We start from the raw sequence: 17,169 nt of genomic DNA, 5'->3' as shown, positions 1-17,169 counted from the left end.
GTGCAATAAAAGAAAAACCAAGGCTTGTCAGTAAAAACTAACGGCCTTGGTTTCATAACACATTATATATAAGCTTGTTCTTTAAAGGGACTGCTGCATTTCTTTTTTGTCAGACTTCATAATTTGCAGCCATACACGTACTGAATTAATGATAACAAACACGATTAATATCATCATTACGGCACTTGCACCCGCCAATAAATACTGACTTTTCGGTAGATAAAATTCGAAAATATTATAAAAACCAGCCGTAAGTGCTGTAGTGATCATAAAACAAAGTGGTACAAGTGTAGTCCAAATATAGCGGCCTTTGCCAATTCTAAGCAAAATCGTTGTTCCAATTGCCAATGTCATACTGGCAAGCAACTGATTTGAAAGACCAAATAATGGCCAAATCGAGGCAATAGAACCACCAAAGACAAGGTAACCCCAAGCTACCGAAATCAAAGCACTCGTAAAGATAATTCCCGGTGTCCAATGAACATCGCCTAGTGGTTTATACACGAGTCCACCAATTTCTTGTAATAGATAACGACCAACCCGTGTACCAGCATCAATAATTGTTAAAATAAATAAAGCTTCAAACATAATAGCAAAATGATATAAAAATGACATTAATGTTTCAAGACCTGGAATCTGCGAGAAAATATGTGCCATACCAACAGCCAACGACACAGCCCCGCCTGGACGGCCGGCAACATTTTCACCAACCATTTCCGAGAGCAGAGGTAATTCTTGAATGTTCATGCCAAGTGTTGCAAAAACATCCGGTGCACTATTTATCGCAAAATAATCAGCCGGCACTAAGCTGGTAGCCGCAATCAAGGCCATAATTCCCACAAAAGATTCTGCCAGCATTGCACCAAAACCAATTGGCAGAATTTCTCTTTCATTCATCAGCATTTTAGGCGTTGTACCCGTGGCAATAATCGTATGAAATCCCGAAATAGCCCCGCAAGCAACCGTAATGCAGACAAATGGCCATACCGGACCCGGAACAACCGGACCGCCGCCGCCAATAAATTGAGTGATGGCAGGCATCTGAATTGCTGGTTGAACAATGATAATGCCGAGAGCTAATGCCCCAATCGTACCAATTTTCATATATGTACTTAAATAATCACGTGGAGCAAGCAACAGCCAAACAGGAAGTGCCGCTGCAATAAAACCATAACAAGGTAAAATGATATCAAGTTGTGCTCTGCTTAAAGTAAAAAATGGAGCCAAAGCAGAGTGTTGTACCCACGCACCACCAAAAACTGCACCAATAACCAGCATAACTCCGATAAAAGAAGCTTCACCGATATGACCAGGGCGCAAATATCTCATATAAACACCAATAAACAGGGCTATTGGAATGGTTGCCCCAACTGTAAAGGCTCCCCATGGACTGTTAAATAGAGCATTAGCAACGGCAATCGCCATTCCAGCCATGGTAATAATCAAAATAAAAATAACGGCAACAGCAGTTGCCAAGCCTGTTGATTTACCGATTTCTATTTTCGCGATTTCTGCGATGGACAATCCATCATGGCGAATCGAAGCAAATAGAATAACCATATCATGCACAGCACCACCAATACACGCTCCAACCAGAAGCCAGATCGTGCCGGGAAGATAGCCAAACTGTGCTGCCAAAACCGGACCAACCAAAGGACCAGCACCAGCAATTGCGGCAAAATGATGACCAAATGTTACCCATTTATTGGTCGGCACATAATCATGTCCATCTTCATGGACGACAGCCGGTGTTGGACGATTTGGATCAAGCGTCAATACTTTTGCTGCCATAAATGCACCATAGTAACGATAACAAAGACTTAAAACTAAAGCAGAAATAATTACAAGATAAAGTCCGTTCATAAAAGTAACCTCCATATAAAGTTGAATTGACTCAATTTTCTGAATCACTATCAACTTTATAATAGACTACATTCTACTATATGAATAGGATTTTTCATTCAATGGAAGAAAACTCATCCTGAATGGAACTATGCTCCATTTAATGGAAAATCTTTATTTTAAACCCAGAATTGTTTTAATCTCTTTGATCTGACTTTTGCTAACTGGAATTTCATGTTTGCCCTCACTGGTAATCTTAAGCCAATATGTTCCCTTAAACCAAGGAACCACTTCCTCTACTTTATCCATATTCACTAAATAACTTTTATGGACCCGCAAGAGATGTGTACCATAAAGTCGATCTTCCAAATCAGATAATGAACCATTATAATTAATTTCTTCTGCGTCCGTAACAATTTTAACCGTGCCCATTGATGCATAAGCATACAAAATTTCATCATAATTAAGCAGCATTATTTTTCCGTTTTTTTCAACCGGCAATTTATTCACTTGAATATTGGTATGCTCCAAAACTTTATCAATTTGCTTAGACATCATATGCCGATCTTCTTTTTGATATGTTTTAATTCGCAGAAGGGTTTGCTGGATACGCTCGTCAATAAAAGGTTTCAAAACATAATCGATAGCACCAATTTCAAATGCTTTTAGAGCATATTCATCATACGCGGTGGCAAATACGAGCCTCACATCTGGTGCAACACTCAGAAGGATTTTTGCCGCTGCCAGTCCATTCATTTCTCGCATATTGATGTCTAAAAATATCACATCTGGTCTTAGCTTCGCTGCTAAGGCAATCGCTTGTGCTGCATCCGCGGCCTCACCAACAACTTCATTTTCTTCCAATAAAGACAATATATATTTTAGTTCATCCCGGGCTGGCATTTCATCATCCACAATCAAAATTTTCAGCATCAATATCACCATCCATAAAAATTAATTTTGGTATACGAATTATAACCGTTGTACCTGCCCCTGGTATACTTTCGATCGTCAACCCATAACGCTTACCATATTGACGTTGCAACCGTTCATGCACATTACGAATGCCAATATGCCCTTCGAGCGGCTTTTGCAATGGATTCATCTTTACTAAATCAAAACCAATTCCATCATCTTTAAGCAAAATTTCAATAAAATCCATGTCTTCTCGAATCAAAAGATAAATTGTCCCACCATTTTCTTTCGGCTTAAGTCCGTGTTGTATTGCATTTTCTACGAGTGGCTGAATTGTCAAAGAGGATATTAAATAAATATTAGGATTCAATTCAATTGTCTCTTTGAATGTTAATTTATTACCATATCGTGCTTTTTCAATCGTCAAATAAGCACGCACTTGATTCAATTCTTCTTCCAGTGTAATTTCTTTCCCTGTTTTATGTAACGTGAAACGGAAAATCTCACTAAGTTTAAGCAAAAGTTCCCGCGCGAGCATTGGTTTTGTTCGCACTAAAGAAATAATTGTTGTCAAGGTATTAAATAAAAAATGCGGATTAATTTGCGACTGCAGTGCTTTTAATTCAGCTTGAGCGGCTTGCTGAGACTCACGTTCAATTTCTGCCAGCTCTAACTGAATGGAAAAAAGCTGTGCAAGCCCTTCCGCAAAGACAGTATCGGTTTGACTCAATAAATTGCTCACTGTGTAATAAAGTTTAAATGTTCCAACAACTTTTTCACTATATTTCAATGGAACGATAATAGCACTTTTCAAAGTACAGCCCGGGTGGTTACAGCCAATTTCCCTGGCATGTTCAGCAATATAAATTTCACCTGTTTCAATAACCTGTTTCGTCGACTTGGTAAAATTATTTTCTTCTGTCATATGGTGATCTGCCTCAGCTCCAATGAAAGACAAAACTCGATGTGTATCAGTAACAGCGACGGCATGATAGCCACCATATTGATAGATGATCTGTGCCGCAGCTTGTGCCGATTCCTGACTGATACCGCGTCGAAAATATGGCAGAGTTTTTGCCGCAATACGCAGAACTTTTTGGGCCTGAATCGCACCTACTCTATTTTGTGCATCTATTGTTGTTTTTATAATGAGCATAAAAATCGTAAGACCAATCGCATTGGCCGTAATCATCGGCATCGCAATCTTATTTACCAGCTGTAACGCTTGATCAAAGGGCTGAGCTGTCAATAAAATAATCCCCATCTGCATGATTTCTCCGACAAGTCCAGTCAGCAGTGCCAGCCACCAGGGAATCGGTTTATTTGGATATCTTTTTTTCACATAGCCTGCCAGCAGTCCTTCGCAAAGACTCGATAATGCACAGGAAAAAGCCGTAAAACCGCCCAAGAAATAGCGATGGCCACCCGCAATTACTGCCGCGGCGGCTCCCATGGCTGGTCCACCTATTAATCCTGCTGCCATAACACCAATGACTCTTGAATTCGCCAAAGCATCATTAATTGGAATACCCACATACGTGCCAGCAATACCAATCAAGCCAAAAATAACGGATAATTTTATTTTATCAGACCAGCTTACATACCGATAATTTACCCGACGAAATAGTTTTGCCTGCGATAAAATAAAGGCCAATGTTGCCGCCATACTCATTCTGGCAACCATTTGAAACAGCAATGACTCATCACTCATACATTACACCTCCTTGCGGCTTACTTCTTGATCTTTTTCTATAAATAAGCTGCATTAAATATTATATATGACAGACTGGTGGGTTAATGTAATTTCTTCAATGCATTATATATATTGTAGCATAATTTAAAACAAAAAAATGAAATGTCCAAGGTTTTCACCTGGACATTTCATTTTGTACAAACATAAACACCTGCTGTTTATGAGATTTATTCTACACCGATCATAACGGAAGTTGCTTTGATTATTGCATAAGCCTCTTTCCCGACTTTCAGATTCAAATCTTTCACTGCATTCATGGATACGGTTGCACTTACAACATCTCCACTTGCAATCTTGATACCCACAATCGCGTTAACAGAACCCTCTTGAATGGAAACTACTTCACCTTTGAGTTGATTTCTCGCACTGATTTTCATTTTTCATACCTCATTTCTTCATTAATATAATTTTATCTTCAGGGATGGTTAAAAAAAGATTATCTGGTGAGATTCTCTGCCAGAGTTCTTTTCCTAATTCCCAACGAAGCGGCTTAACCAAAGACCCTTGCGGACGAATCATTATCAACATAGAAAAAGTGTCTTCTACCACATCAACAATTTCAACGGCAAAAGAATTTTTGGGCGACTGACCCATTTCAAAAAAATGCGCCCTAAACCCAACATAGCATAGATCATCGGGAATCGTACCATCAACACGAAGCTGTAGTCCCCATTCTTGTGCATATAACGTCTGAGAGTCAATTTTTTTCGCAATGGAAATATTTTTACACCCGGTAATCAACGTAGCCGCCAATGTTTCTGGTGAATCAAATAAATCATGTTTGCTATGAATCACATCAATTTTACCTTGCGCTAAAACAGCAATCCGCTCTGAAAGCCGAAATACTTCATCGCGATCATGCGATACAAATAAAACAGGACGTTGATATGTTTTAAGCAAAGCCCGAAGCTCCTGTTCGACCTGCCATTTCAAGTAACTGTCTAAAGCAGAAAATGGCTCGTCTAACATCAATACTTCTGGCTGCGAAGCCAAAATTCTGGCAAAAGCCGTCCGCTGCTGCTGCCCACCAGATAGTTGAGCCGGATAAAGGTCTTCCAATCCTGCCAAATGAAATCTTTGAACCTGCGTCGCCAGCATGTCCAGTTTCGCAGCTCCTGTTGTTTGAATAACAAATTCTATATTTTCGCGCACGGTCATATTCGGAAACAATGCATAATTTTGAAACAAATACCCAATATGACGTTTTTGCGGTGGTAAATTAATTTTTTTTTCACTATCAAAGAGTATCGTTTCATTTAAACGAATCACACCAGAATCCGGTTTTTCAATACCGGCAATACATTTCAGAGTCATACTTTTACCGCAACCCGATGCACCCAGCAAAGCAAATACTTCATTGTCCGTCTCAAATTTAATATTGAGTTCAAACTCTCCCAATGATTTTTTTATATCAACGAACAACGACATTTTGAGTGCCTCGCTTTCTTTTGCTGATAAATTCAGCAAACTGCTGTTGATGATTCATCCAATAGTTCATCATAATAATCACAGCAAAAGAAATGGCACACACAATGCTTACCCAAAAAAAAGCTGTTGCATTATCTCCCGCCTGCACTGCCGAATAAATAGCCGTTGACATGGTCTGGGTAAGTCCGGGAATATTCCCAGCTGTCATGATTGTCGCCCCAAACTCACCTAAAGCACGCGCAAACGAAAGAATAAGCCCTGCCATAATGCCATACCAGGTATTCGGTAAGATAACTCGCCAAAAAATTTTAAATTCACTAATGCCAAGTGTTCGAGCTGCATAAATCAAATCAGGATTTAATTGTTCGAATGCGCCGCGTGTTGTTCGATACATCAAAGGGAAAGAGACCACCACAGCAGAAACTACCGTTGCTTCCCACGAAAAAACAAAATTCACTCCAACGCTCAAAAAAATTTGTCCAAGAAAACTTTGCTTACCAAATAATAGTAAAAGAAAAAATCCGACTACGGTCGGTGGCAAAACCATCGGCAGCGTAAAAATGGTATCCATCAATCCCTGAAAACGTTTCACTTTCACTACTAAAAAGGCTGCATAAACGCCAAAGAAAAAAGTAATAAACGTAGACAAAAAAGCCGTTTTCAAAGAAATAATAAGTGGTGACCAGTCCGTCATTTTACCTGAAATCCATATTTCTCAAAAATTTTCGTTACTTCTGGTGTCGCTAAAAATGCCAAAAAGTCTTTTGCTTCATCCAGATTTTTACTTGCCTTAATTGCCGCTGCCGGATAAATAACAGGTTTATGGCTGCCTGCCGGAGCCTCTGCTACAACCTTGATTTTAGTTGATGTTGCTGCATCCGTTGCATAGACAATACCACAATCCACTTCGTCAGCTTCTGTCCAAGTTAAAACCTGACGCACATCGGAACCATAAACGGCTTTCGCTTTCATTTGATCCAGTGTATTTAATGAGGTGAAAATTTCTTCCGAATATTGACCAACCGGCACACCTTTCGGTTCACCTAAGGCAATTCGTTTTACTTTATCTGAGGTAAGATCCGCAAAAGATGTGATCTCAACTTTACTATCTTTCGGTGTAATCAATACTACTTTATTAATCAATAAATCTTTTTTTGTTCCTTCAGCCAAAATCCCTTCTTTATCAAGGGTATTCATTTGTTTTTGTGCCGCTGAAAGAAAAATATCCGCGGGAGCGCCTTGCTCAATTGCAGTCTGTAAAGCACCGCTGCTGCCAAAGCTAAACGTTAACTTGGTATCTGGATGATTTTTGGTATAGGCAGCCGAAATTTCTTTCATTACATCGGTTAAACTCGCTGCGGCTGAAACAAAAATTTCTTTTTGCGGCTTAGACTCTGCCGCTGTATTTTTAGTTTCAGCCGCACCACAACCAGCACTCCAAATTGAAAAAGAAAAAATCGCCAAAACTGCCAATAATCTAGATATTTTATTCACCATTTCACTCAATCCTTTTCTCTGTGCAAATTTATTTCTAATAACTGCACCATCTCTTTTGCTGCTAGTTCTTCTGTCATTATATCATAAAAAGAATGCGCCGCTTTTATAAACTGATAGAAATCACAATTTCCTGTGCGTTCTCCAATACCGTTAATTGTCGTATCAATAAAGCTTGCTCCCGCCCTTGCAGCAGCAATCGAATTAGCCACAGCCATTCCCAAATCATTATGTGCATGAAACTCAATATCAAGCCCCGTGTATTCAATCAAAGAACGTACTTTTATCTGCGTAGTGTGCGGTGTCAAGATTCCCACCGTATCCGCAAAACGCAATTGTTTTACGCCCAGTTCCTGCAAAACAGTACCCATTTCAATCATAAAAGCCAGATCTGCGCGTGATGCATCTTCAAAACCAATCGTAACAAAGAATCCTTTTTCTAAGGCATAATCAACACAGGCAAGCATTTCCTTTTTGAGCCAAAGACGGTCTTTTTGCAGCTTTTGATACACCTGCAAATCCGAGACAGGGACACTGATATGGATAATATCGGGGCTGCAATCCACAGAATGCTGAATATCTTTGATATTCAGCCGATTCCATGCAGCAATCAATGATTTTTTACAAACATCTTTAATGGCAAGAATAGCCTCTTTCTCACTCGCCCCCATAGCAGGGATTCCTGCTTCCAACTGATAAACTCCGACTTTTTCCAAAGCTTTGGCAATCTCGATTTTATCGGTCTTTGAAAAGGAAATTCCCGGACTTTGTGCCCCGTCACGTAATGTCGTATCAATCATATAAAGTTGTTTTTTCATTATTTCACCAGCCTTACAAGGTTGGCAAATTCTGCATCCGTCAAATTTTTTTGCAGTACCAGACTTTTATGCTGTAATAGTTCCACTAGTTTAATAAGATCCACACCATTTTCTGGAATTTGCAGTTCTTTCATTTTTGCGAGCACCGCATTGCGTCCCGAATATTGCCCCATAACAATCTGCCGTTTGTTTCCCACAAATTCTGGCGGATATGGTTCATAAATGCTGGGATTTTTCACGATACCATCCACATGAATACCCGCTTCAACTGCGAAAATAGCTTCGCCAATAACGGCTTTATTGGGAGCAATATTTTGACCGACAATACGCTCTAAACAATGTTTAATTTCGGTGCAGCAAGACAAATCTCCTTTGAGTTCATATAAATTTTCTAAATGCAGCGCCATTAAAAGTTCTTCCAACCCAGCCTGATTGCCAATACCGGAAAAACTGGCAACAATCTTCTGTCCGCCCAGACGGCACCACTCAAACGCCAAAGCCGTTGCACAAAAATAATCGTTTTTCGGACAAAACTCAAATTTTTCTTTCGAGGCCAATATATCTATTATTTCTTGTTCGATCTCTTTTGCCATGCGTTCAGCAAAGCCAACAATACGCAGACCTTGTACACATTTTTCATCAAAAACAAAATTATCCATATTCTTGAAATTAATTTCATATACCGCATTTCCCATTTTACCAAAAGATTCGGCTGGCATAATATAACCAGCAAGTCCCGGATGACGATCCGCCTGCATGGCACTTACGACATGCAATAAATATTTTCTATTTGGCGGCAGCGTTTTTAAGGAAATTAGCTTTTCATATACTGAAGCAGACATTTCAATATAAGTTGTTGGCAGTTTTAATAAGCTTTCCAACAATTGATAAAGATCATGCGGTGATGCATGATATGAATCAAGACAGGATAACGTATTATCAATGATACGAATCATCCTTCTCACCCCGCTAAAATATATAAGTTGCATTAAATATTTCATATGGCAATCATCAATTTTTTAATTCAACCTATATGGTATCTTTATTTTATTGATTTGCTGCTTTTTTAACAGCTTCTTCAATCCGATCATAGGTAACCACAATACGAATTCCCAGAGCCTCCAGCCGTCGTGATGGTGATTCACCAACACGCAGTGCCAGCACAGCGCTGCAATCTTTGATAGTCTGCAAAATCGATTCAATTTTATCTACCTTATCTTCACAAACATCAGGTCCATTGCAATATTTATCAACATTGCGTTTTTCAATAAAGTTTGCCGTTTCCCCATCACTTTCATAAATATAAAATTCTTGTGCATGCCCAAAATGCTGATCAACCAGCATACCACTCTTCGTGGCTACAGCAAAACGTTGCCGTTCTTTTTTAATTGCTATCACGTTTGTTTCTTGTTTCATTTGATAATTAATAGACTCATCATTGTCCAAGGTCCCCACGGCATCCGCTCTGCATTGACGACAATGATACATTTGCTTCATATGCCCTTCACATTTTTTACGCATTGCCGTGATTTCCTTATTGCTAACAAGCGGCATATCTTCAAACGTACTGCCTTTAACCGGGATAAGCTGCATAATATTAGTAATTTCGCAATGTAATTCTTTTGCTTTTTGCACAACGGCTTCAATTTCCTCATCATTAATTCCCTTTAACATGACAATGTTGATTTTGCAAACAATGCCATGATCTGTAAGGTATTTGATTCCAGCGAGCTGATTCGCCAGTAAAATCGTTGCTCCTTGTTCACCCGTGTAACGAAAACCCATGTAATTCACATATTGATAAATTTGTGCGCCGATTTTTGGTGAAATGGTATTCATTGTAACCGTCACATGTGATACCCCTAAATCAATAAGATCTTGCGCATACATCGGCAGCATCAAGCCATTCGTTGATAAACAAAATGTAACGTCAGGATCATATTCTTTAATGAGAGACAACGTTTGTTTTGTTTGGGAAAAATTGGCTAAAGAATCACCAGGACCGGCAATACCAACTACTTTAAGATTCGGCATATTTGCTTTGACTAATTTATATTTTGCAAAAGCTTCTTCCGGGTTAAGAATCTGCGTTGTTACACCCGGCCGGCTTTCGTTCGGGCAATCGTATTTGCGCAAACAATAATTGCATTGTACATTGCATTTTGGTGCAATCGGTAAATGGATACGTGCATATTGACCACCACTACAATTAAAACAAGGATGCGTCTCTGTTTTATCTGCAGGTGAAATAACTTTTTCCGCCATAACTGGCACTTCGCCTTTCATCTCTACGACTGCTTGTGTTTCCATTTTCCCCGTCTCACCACCTAAATAGTATTTATTATAAAGTTCTTCCCTAAAAGTATGTTCCCGCGCCCCTAATAAAGAATTGACAATGCGATCCAAAAGCTGCAAAGACCCATCATAGCCGAGCATTTGAATGCGCTGCCCGCCAATTTGATCATGGATCGGAAACGCACAACGAATCAAATCGAGACTCAACCTTTGAGCAACGCGTCTGCCATCGGAATTGCCAATCATGACATTCACTTTCAAATCAACCATCAATTTTTCAATCATCTCAAAGTCCGCATCATCAACCATTGCATAACGTTCTACAAACACCGGCGCTGCTACTGCTTTAATATCCGGTTCAATCTGTTCATGGAACATTTTACAAGCCGACCCCGTAGCACTAACAACTGGGACAATTCCATTTTCAGCACACAATTGAATCACCGCTTTAACAAAATCCGGTTCACCAAAAACAGCCGCCCGTCCCAAAGCACTGTACTTATGCGAATCAATCATTGCATCCAGATAACGCTCCCGCTCTTTCTGTAATTTGACAGGAATCTTCCCGCCAAACTCAACCAATTTAGCAACCAGTGCATCCATCGCGCGTACCCCGGTTGGTAAATCCATTCGGACGTAAGGCACACCATAGGTATCTGCTAAATATTTCCCCGGCGAAGATTCGTCACTGATAAAGGTTGAAAGTTCTATCGTATATTGTGCCCCTGCCATATGTGCGATTTCTGCCAAAGAAGTCCCGCCATCCGGCAGTCTATTATAAACATCACTATGCCCGCCATCCAGATTTTCTGACAAATCCGGCAGCAAAATATAATCAATACCCAGCTCTGTTAATAAATTTTTGAGATATCTTGTATCAGCTGGTGAAATAGCTCCCGTGATGATATTCACTTTGTTATTTTTTGTTTCATCCATCTCTGCGTACTCAACAATCGCACGCAAGGAGCGAAAAAAACCTTCATATTGCGTCCCTGCATAGCCAGCACTTGATACTGGTATAATCTTTACCTTACAGTCAGGATTCGCCATATAAAAACGTCTGATAATCGCTGGGACATCTTCACCAATCGTTTCTGCCAGACACGTTGTCGCCACACCGATTACTTCCGGCTGATACATGCGAATCATATTTGCTAATCCTTTAAGCAAATTATCCGCCCCGCCAAATACAGTACCCTCTTCACTTAAAGAAGAAGAAGCAATATCCACCGGTTCATTATAATGTGTAGCCATATGACGGCGAATATAGGTGCTGCAGCCTTGTGATCCATGTAAAATCGACATACAGCGTTTAATTCCATACAACGCGGTTACCGCTCCCATCGGCATACACATTTTGCAAGGATTCACATTTAAATTCGTAAAATTGTACCCCATAAGACCAGCCCCTTTTCATCATCTTTTTATAAATAGCGCCAAACCGGACTATTCATCGTTAAATTTACTTCCTGCGTAAAATTAATAACTCCCTCATAACCACCAAGTGCATGTTTACGCTCATGATTATGATCACAAAATGCAATACCAAGTTTATAAGCCAATGGTCGTTCCTTGACACCACCGACCAAAATATCAGCTTCTTTTTCTTTCATAAATTTTTCCAGCTCGGCCGGATTTGTATCATCTAAAATAACGGTGTCATCTTCAACTAAACTTTCAATAATATCATAATCTTCTTTTTTCCCCGTTTGCGTACCAACAACTACCGTTTTTATACCCATTTCATTAAACTGGCGAATCAATGAAATTGCTTTAAATCCACCACCAACATAAATTGCTGCTTTTTTACCAATAAAGTTTCGTTTGTATTTTTCCAGAAATTCTTGGGCGATTTTACTTTGCTCTTGTACAAAAGTTTCAGTCCGTGCCAGCGTCTCGGCATCACCAACTGCCTGTGCAACTCGAAGCAATGAACTTGTTGTGTCTTCCACACCAAAAAAACTCACTTTAATATAGGGAATATTGAGTTCTTCCTCCATCCGAGTCGCCAGATACGTACTTGAACCTGCACACTGCACAATATTCAGTTCTGCAGTGGAAGCTTGGATTAACGTATCATAAGAAGCATCACCCGTAATCGTCGAAACGACTTTTACGCCGATTTTATCAAAATAATTTTTAATGATCCACATTTCCCCGGCTAAATTGAAATCACCTAAAATATTGATTCCCTTTTTGATCTGCCCCGCTTGTACATGTGGTTTGATTACTTCCATAATTGCATTGCAAGCCATCTTATAACCTAAAGTCTTCGTTCCCGAAAAACCTGGTGCTTTAATTGGGATAACACAAAGATTGTATTTGGTACTGGCCGCCTTACAGACAGCTTCAATATCATCGCCAATTACGCCAACAATACAAGTTGCATAAACAAAAATCAATTTTGGTTTATGCAAGGCAACAATCTCATCGATAGCCGCAGTCAACTTCTTTTCACCACCGAAAATAACATCCAGTTCGCGCAAATCCGTAGAAAAACTGTTGCGGTAAATATCACTGCCACTGGACAAACTCCCGCGAATATCCCAAGTGTAGCTGGCACAGCCAATCGGACCATGCACGATATGATAAGCATCGGTAATCGGGTTCAAAACTACTCTGGCGCCGCAATATACACAAGCTCGTTGGCTGACGGCTCCTGAGACACTTTGTGTCTCACATTGAATGCCTTTTCCATTGCCGCTGCAATGGTCTTTCACCAAAATAGATTCTTTTCTTTCTTCTAAGATTCCAGCGCCCATAGCTATCCCTCCCAGTTAAAAATAAAAAGACCTTTAACACAAATGAAATACTTCATTGTATTAAAGGTCTTCGGCTCAACGATTTAAAGTTTTTAGTTATATGTTCATATTAGGCAAATTCTTTTTTAATGTCAAGTATTTTTTACGAATCCTTACATAACCATTTCTAAATCTTCATCTTTTGCATCACGATCACGACGGTCCATCAAGGCATTGCAGATAAGTTCCAAAAGACGCATTGCCCCTCTATACCCGACAAGTGGCATATAAGAATGTACATAACGATCAATAATCGGAAAACCAGCTCTAACCAATGGAATATCTTCTGCTTTGGCAATTTGCTTGCCATGTGTCGTACCCAAAAGTAAATCCACCGGATCATTTTTAATCCACTGGTGCAGCTCAAACAAATCACCATTCGCTTTAGCCTTACAGCCAGTAACACCAAACTTTTCAAATAAAGCATTCGCTTTTGTCGTGAATTTTTCATTTGGTGTACCAGTCAATAAATATTTAGGAATCATCCCCATTTCTAAAACAAACGCCGCCAACCCTAAAACTGTATCAGGATCACCATAAATTGCTACAGACTTCTTATCAAAATTTGCATGCGCATCCATCATGATATCAACTAATTGACCGCGTTCCTCTTCTAATTCAGCGGGAACTTCCTGTTTCGAAAAATGTGATAATGCCATGACATATGCATCCGTTGCCTGAATACCAATTGGCAGCGGCAAAGAATCAAAATCAACTTCACATTTACGTTTCAATTCAATAGCCGGTTCCATACTGGTAAGCTCACCCAATGCTAATATTTTTTCACAATCACCTAACGAAACAATCTCAGGAATTGTTGTGCCGCCTTTGGGATACATTTCATATTCACCAGTCATCGGTGCATCTAGCACGCCGCTGGTATCAGGAAACATGATAAATTCGGTCTTTAACAATTTTGCCAAACGTTTCATTTCACGCATATCTCCAGGATTGACGAACCCTGGGAAAATACCGATTTTACCATTTTTAACGGCCGTCGCTTTCGACAAATATTTAATAAACCCACACATCATATTGAAAAATCCATTAACATGCGATCCCGCATAACTTGGTGTATTCGTATGCACAACGATTTTACCTTCTGGAATGTCCATCTGTTGGATATACGTATTTAAATCATCACCAATAGTTTCACTTAGACAAGTCGTATGCACCGCAATAATATCTGGATCATAAATTTCAAAAATATTTTTTACGGACTGTTTAACATTACTGCCCCCGCCAAATACCGAAGAGCCTTCCGTGAAAGCACTCGTTGTCGCAATTGCCGGTTCCTTGAAATGCCGAGCTAAAAACGTTCTGTGATAGGAACAACAACCCTGTGAGCCATGGCTATGCGGCATACAGCGATGTACTCCCAGAGCCGCATACATAGCACCAACTGGTTGGCATGTCTTACAAGGGTTGATGCGCAATGCCTTACGTTCAACTATTTTTTTTGGTGTTAAATCCAGCATTAGTCTGCACCTCCTACTTTTCCCTCAAGCGTTGGCTGCATGCGCCATGGCGGCGTAATATACTGCCAAGCTGGTGTAAATAAACTCATATACGTGTCACTGGCAAATTTAATGGCACCTTTGAACCCAGCATACGGTCCACTATAATCATACGAATGCATTTGTCTGGATGGTGTCCCTGATTTTTGAATCATATATTTATCTTTGATGCCGGAATAAAAAATATTGGGATGAAATAGTTCCAATAATTTTTCTGTTTCATAATGATTGAAATCATCAATGGCAATCGTACCATCACCCATATCTTTAAACATACCTTTATAATACTCAAGCTCCGTAGTCAACTTCAACGCATCAAAACGTTCTTTATCAATTGATAAATGATAGTATTTATCGTCAGGAGTTATTGTAAGTTCTTCAATATTACGGCTATCCGCATCAACTTTTACATTTGGTCGAACTTCCAGCCCTTCATAATCATCACGATGAGCAAATTCATATCCAGCGATAATGGTTTTCATGCCAAAGTCAGCTAACAACATTTGATAATGATGTGACCTGGAGCCACCGACAAAAACTGCTGCGGTTTTCCCATGAAGCTTTTCTTTATAATATTCTCTGGCTTCTGCCACTTCTTCCAATTCCTCAGCAATAACCTTTTCAGTATTGGCAATTAGTGTCGGATCATTGAAATAAGCAGCAATTTCCCGTAAAGAACGAATCGTTTCATCAATCCCGATAAAGTTCACTTTAAACCAATCGATACCGTATTTTGTTTTCATCATTTCCGCAATATAGTTGATGGAACGATGACATTGCACAAGATTTAAATTCGCCGTATGAGCATTTTTAATTGCTTCATAGCTGCCATCCCCGGTAAAAATCGATACCACTTCATACCCGATTTTTTCGAGTAACCGTTCTGTTTCCCAGCCATCGCCGCCAATATTATATTCACCAAGAATATTCACGGAATATTTCTTTGTCAGTGGTGCATCACCAGTACCAATAATAGATTTCATTAACCCATTGTTGGCAATATGATGCCCGGCTGATTGACTGACACCTTTATAGCCCTCGCAGCTATAGGCCACACATTTAATGTTGAATTTTTCTTCAGCCCAGGTTGCAACAGCGTTGATATCATCACCAATCAGACCGACCGGACAAGTAGAGCAAATCATGATACAGCTTGGATTAAATAGTTCCATTGCTTCCTCAATTGCCTGTCTCAGTTTCTTTTCACCACCGAAAACAATATCCGCTTCCTGCATATCCGTCGAAAAACAATACTGAATATAACTCTTACCATCTTCCGATTTCGCCTTATTACGGCGTGTCCCCCAGCTATAAAATCCGCAGCCAATTGGTCCATGGGTTAAAACTACAACATCCCTGAGTGGCCCTAGTACAACACCTTTACAGCCTGCATAACAACAGCCCCGATTACTCATAAGACCAGGAATGGAGCGACTATTGGCAGCAATTTCTTTTGGCATGCCCGCATTGTCAAATTGGACAACATGATCTTTACGATTTTTAAAAACTTTTGCTGAATATTTATCTAAAATTTTCTCGCGTTCATTCACACTGTTCGCCCCCTATCGGTCAAGTTCTTTTACCTGGCGTTCACCAGTTCTAATATTATAGCCTTCCGCAACCGGCATCACAAATAACCTGCCATCTCCTGGTGTTCCTGTTTGATTTACTTGAATAATAGTTTTCACAGCCAAAGCCACTTGCTCATCATCCACAATCAAAGAAAAAGAACGACGCGGCACCAAACGTATGCCTTCTGATAAATGTTCCCCTATTTCATCGGCGGGAACCGAACCTGCATTTTCCATAATAACCTGAATTGCCTCTGCAGCCAGCGGTCTTTTACCTCGGCCTACCGCTTTCGAGCAAGTAAAGGACGGGTAACCGACTTTTGCCAGTGCATGCTTGGTTGGGTTTACCATATTCAAGCGTATAAAAGCCATAATTTCTTTCATTTTCCACCCATCCTCTCTTATAGCCCGGCTTTTCCAGAACTAATCGTGTACGCTTCATCAACTGGTGTGATGAAAATTCTGCCATCACCGAAGTTCCCATTCTCACCGGTTTTCGCATTTCTCATAATAATTTTTATGATGTCTTCTTTATCGGCATCTTCGGCAATAATAATCAAAAGTTCTTTTGGCAGTTCATCATAATGAACTTCACCAACAATAATTCCTTTTTGGCGACCACGACCATAAACTTCTTCTTTCGTTACACCAACGTAACCAGCATCCAATAATTCTGATAAAACAATTCCTGATTTTTCGGGTCTGACAACCGCCCTTATCATAATCATAATCATA

General features: G+C 39.8%; 15 protein-coding genes. All 15 read right to left on the bottom strand.

What is annotated here, in order from left to right; translation table 11 throughout:
* Window positions 1-81: 81 nt before the first annotated feature.
* The 15 genes from BMY14_RS10340 to BMY14_RS10270 all read right to left on the bottom strand — a co-directional run bounded on the left by BMY14_RS10340 (window position 82) and on the right by BMY14_RS10270 (window position 17,162).
* Complete coding sequence (locus BMY14_RS10340) at window positions 82-1,863, bottom strand: carbon starvation CstA family protein (RefSeq protein WP_091831488.1); 1,782 nt, start codon at window positions 1,861-1,863, stop codon at window positions 82-84.
* Window positions 1,864-2,016: 153 nt separating this feature from the next.
* Window positions 2,017-2,775 carry a LytR/AlgR family response regulator transcription factor gene (locus BMY14_RS10335; RefSeq protein WP_091831486.1) on the bottom strand — a complete coding sequence of 253 codons (759 nt, stop codon included), beginning with the start codon at window positions 2,773-2,775 and terminating at the stop codon, window positions 2,017-2,019.
* Entirely contained in the window at window positions 2,750-4,468 is a 1,719-nt protein-coding gene (locus BMY14_RS10330) for a LytS/YhcK type 5TM receptor domain-containing protein (protein WP_091831484.1), read from the bottom strand. The genes BMY14_RS10335 and BMY14_RS10330 overlap by 26 nt, the downstream gene beginning before the upstream one ends.
* Before the next feature lie 209 nt (window positions 4,469-4,677).
* Window positions 4,678-4,887, bottom strand: coding sequence for a TOBE domain-containing protein (locus BMY14_RS10325; protein ID WP_091831482.1), 210 nt, complete (start codon window positions 4,885-4,887; stop codon window positions 4,678-4,680).
* Window positions 4,888-4,897: 10 nt separating this feature from the next.
* A complete protein-coding gene (locus tag BMY14_RS10320; protein WP_091831480.1) occupies window positions 4,898-5,938 on the bottom strand; it encodes a sulfate/molybdate ABC transporter ATP-binding protein in 1,041 nt (346 codons plus the stop codon).
* A complete protein-coding gene (gene modB / locus BMY14_RS10315; RefSeq protein ID WP_091831479.1) occupies window positions 5,922-6,632 on the bottom strand; it encodes a molybdate ABC transporter permease subunit in 711 nt (236 codons plus the stop codon). The genes BMY14_RS10320 and modB overlap by 17 nt, the downstream gene beginning before the upstream one ends.
* Window positions 6,629-7,435, bottom strand: coding sequence for a molybdate ABC transporter substrate-binding protein (gene modA, locus BMY14_RS10310; protein ID WP_091831557.1), 807 nt, complete (start codon window positions 7,433-7,435; stop codon window positions 6,629-6,631). The genes modB and modA overlap by 4 nt, the downstream gene beginning before the upstream one ends.
* A gap of 5 nt (window positions 7,436-7,440) precedes the next feature.
* The gene (locus BMY14_RS10305; protein ID WP_091831477.1) at window positions 7,441-8,250 is read right to left on the bottom strand and encodes a beta/alpha barrel domain-containing protein; all 810 of its coding nucleotides are present in this window, start codon (window positions 8,248-8,250) and stop codon (window positions 7,441-7,443) included.
* Window positions 8,250-9,206, bottom strand: a complete 957-nt coding sequence (locus BMY14_RS10300; RefSeq protein ID WP_091831475.1) for a homocitrate synthase/isopropylmalate synthase family protein — start codon at window positions 9,204-9,206, stop codon at window positions 8,250-8,252. The genes BMY14_RS10305 and BMY14_RS10300 overlap by 1 nt, the downstream gene beginning before the upstream one ends.
* A 91-nt stretch (window positions 9,207-9,297) precedes the next feature.
* Complete coding sequence (gene nifB, locus BMY14_RS10295; protein ID WP_091831473.1) at window positions 9,298-11,943, bottom strand: nitrogenase cofactor biosynthesis protein NifB; 2,646 nt, start codon at window positions 11,941-11,943, stop codon at window positions 9,298-9,300.
* A gap of 26 nt (window positions 11,944-11,969) precedes the next feature.
* The gene (gene nifE, locus BMY14_RS10290) at window positions 11,970-13,307 is read right to left on the bottom strand and encodes a nitrogenase iron-molybdenum cofactor biosynthesis protein NifE (protein WP_091831471.1); all 1,338 of its coding nucleotides are present in this window, start codon (window positions 13,305-13,307) and stop codon (window positions 11,970-11,972) included.
* A 152-nt stretch (window positions 13,308-13,459) separates the two neighbouring features.
* The gene (locus tag BMY14_RS10285; RefSeq protein WP_091831469.1) at window positions 13,460-14,824 is read right to left on the bottom strand and encodes a nitrogenase component 1; all 1,365 of its coding nucleotides are present in this window, start codon (window positions 14,822-14,824) and stop codon (window positions 13,460-13,462) included.
* Window positions 14,824-16,413, bottom strand: coding sequence for a nitrogenase component I subunit alpha (locus BMY14_RS10280; protein WP_091831467.1), 1,590 nt, complete (start codon window positions 16,411-16,413; stop codon window positions 14,824-14,826). Before BMY14_RS10280 ends, BMY14_RS10285 begins: the two co-directional genes overlap by 1 nt.
* 12 nt (window positions 16,414-16,425) lie before the next feature.
* Window positions 16,426-16,818 carry a P-II family nitrogen regulator gene (locus tag BMY14_RS10275; RefSeq protein WP_091831465.1) on the bottom strand — a complete coding sequence of 131 codons (393 nt, stop codon included), beginning with the start codon at window positions 16,816-16,818 and terminating at the stop codon, window positions 16,426-16,428.
* Between the two features lie 17 nt (window positions 16,819-16,835).
* Window positions 16,836-17,162 (bottom strand): P-II family nitrogen regulator, encoded by a 327-nt coding sequence (locus tag BMY14_RS10270; RefSeq protein ID WP_091831463.1) that lies wholly within the window; start codon window positions 17,160-17,162, stop codon window positions 16,836-16,838.
* Window positions 17,163-17,169 lie beyond the last annotated feature (7 nt).

Origin of the sequence: Propionispira arboris (assembly GCF_900109225.1) — a bacterium.
Lineage (GTDB): Bacteria > Bacillota > Negativicutes > Selenomonadales > Selenomonadaceae > Propionispira > Propionispira arboris.
This window is presented reverse-complemented; position numbering and strand designations above follow the sequence as displayed.

Excerpts from the sequence above, each read along its gene's own strand:
- BMY14_RS10340 (WP_091831488.1), bottom strand. The coding sequence starts at position 1,863 with ATGAACGGACTTTATCTTGTAATTATTTCTGCTTTAGTTTTAAGTCTT.
- BMY14_RS10335 (WP_091831486.1), bottom strand. The coding sequence starts at position 2,775 with ATGCTGAAAATTTTGATTGTGGATGATGAAATGCCAGCCCGGGATGAA.
- BMY14_RS10330 (WP_091831484.1), bottom strand. The coding sequence starts at position 4,468 with ATGAGTGATGAGTCATTGCTGTTTCAAATGGTTGCCAGAATGAGTATG.
- BMY14_RS10325 (WP_091831482.1), bottom strand. The coding sequence starts at position 4,887 with ATGAAAATCAGTGCGAGAAATCAACTCAAAGGTGAAGTAGTTTCCATT.
- BMY14_RS10320 (WP_091831480.1), bottom strand. The coding sequence starts at position 5,938 with ATGTCGTTGTTCGTTGATATAAAAAAATCATTGGGAGAGTTTGAACTC.
- modB (WP_091831479.1), bottom strand. The coding sequence starts at position 6,632 with ATGACGGACTGGTCACCACTTATTATTTCTTTGAAAACGGCTTTTTTG.
- modA (WP_091831557.1), bottom strand. The coding sequence starts at position 7,435 with ATGGTGAATAAAATATCTAGATTATTGGCAGTTTTGGCGATTTTTTCT.
- BMY14_RS10305 (WP_091831477.1), bottom strand. The coding sequence starts at position 8,250 with ATGAAAAAACAACTTTATATGATTGATACGACATTACGTGACGGGGCA.
- BMY14_RS10300 (WP_091831475.1), bottom strand. The coding sequence starts at position 9,206 with ATGATTCGTATCATTGATAATACGTTATCCTGTCTTGATTCATATCAT.
- nifB (WP_091831473.1), bottom strand. The coding sequence starts at position 11,943 with ATGGGGTACAATTTTACGAATTTAAATGTGAATCCTTGCAAAATGTGT.
- nifE (WP_091831471.1), bottom strand. The coding sequence starts at position 13,307 with ATGGGCGCTGGAATCTTAGAAGAAAGAAAAGAATCTATTTTGGTGAAA.
- BMY14_RS10285 (WP_091831469.1), bottom strand. The coding sequence starts at position 14,824 with ATGCTGGATTTAACACCAAAAAAAATAGTTGAACGTAAGGCATTGCGC.
- BMY14_RS10275 (WP_091831465.1), bottom strand. The coding sequence starts at position 16,818 with ATGAAAGAAATTATGGCTTTTATACGCTTGAATATGGTAAACCCAACC.
- BMY14_RS10270 (WP_091831463.1), bottom strand. The coding sequence starts at position 17,162 with ATGATTATGATAAGGGCGGTTGTCAGACCCGAAAAATCAGGAATTGTT.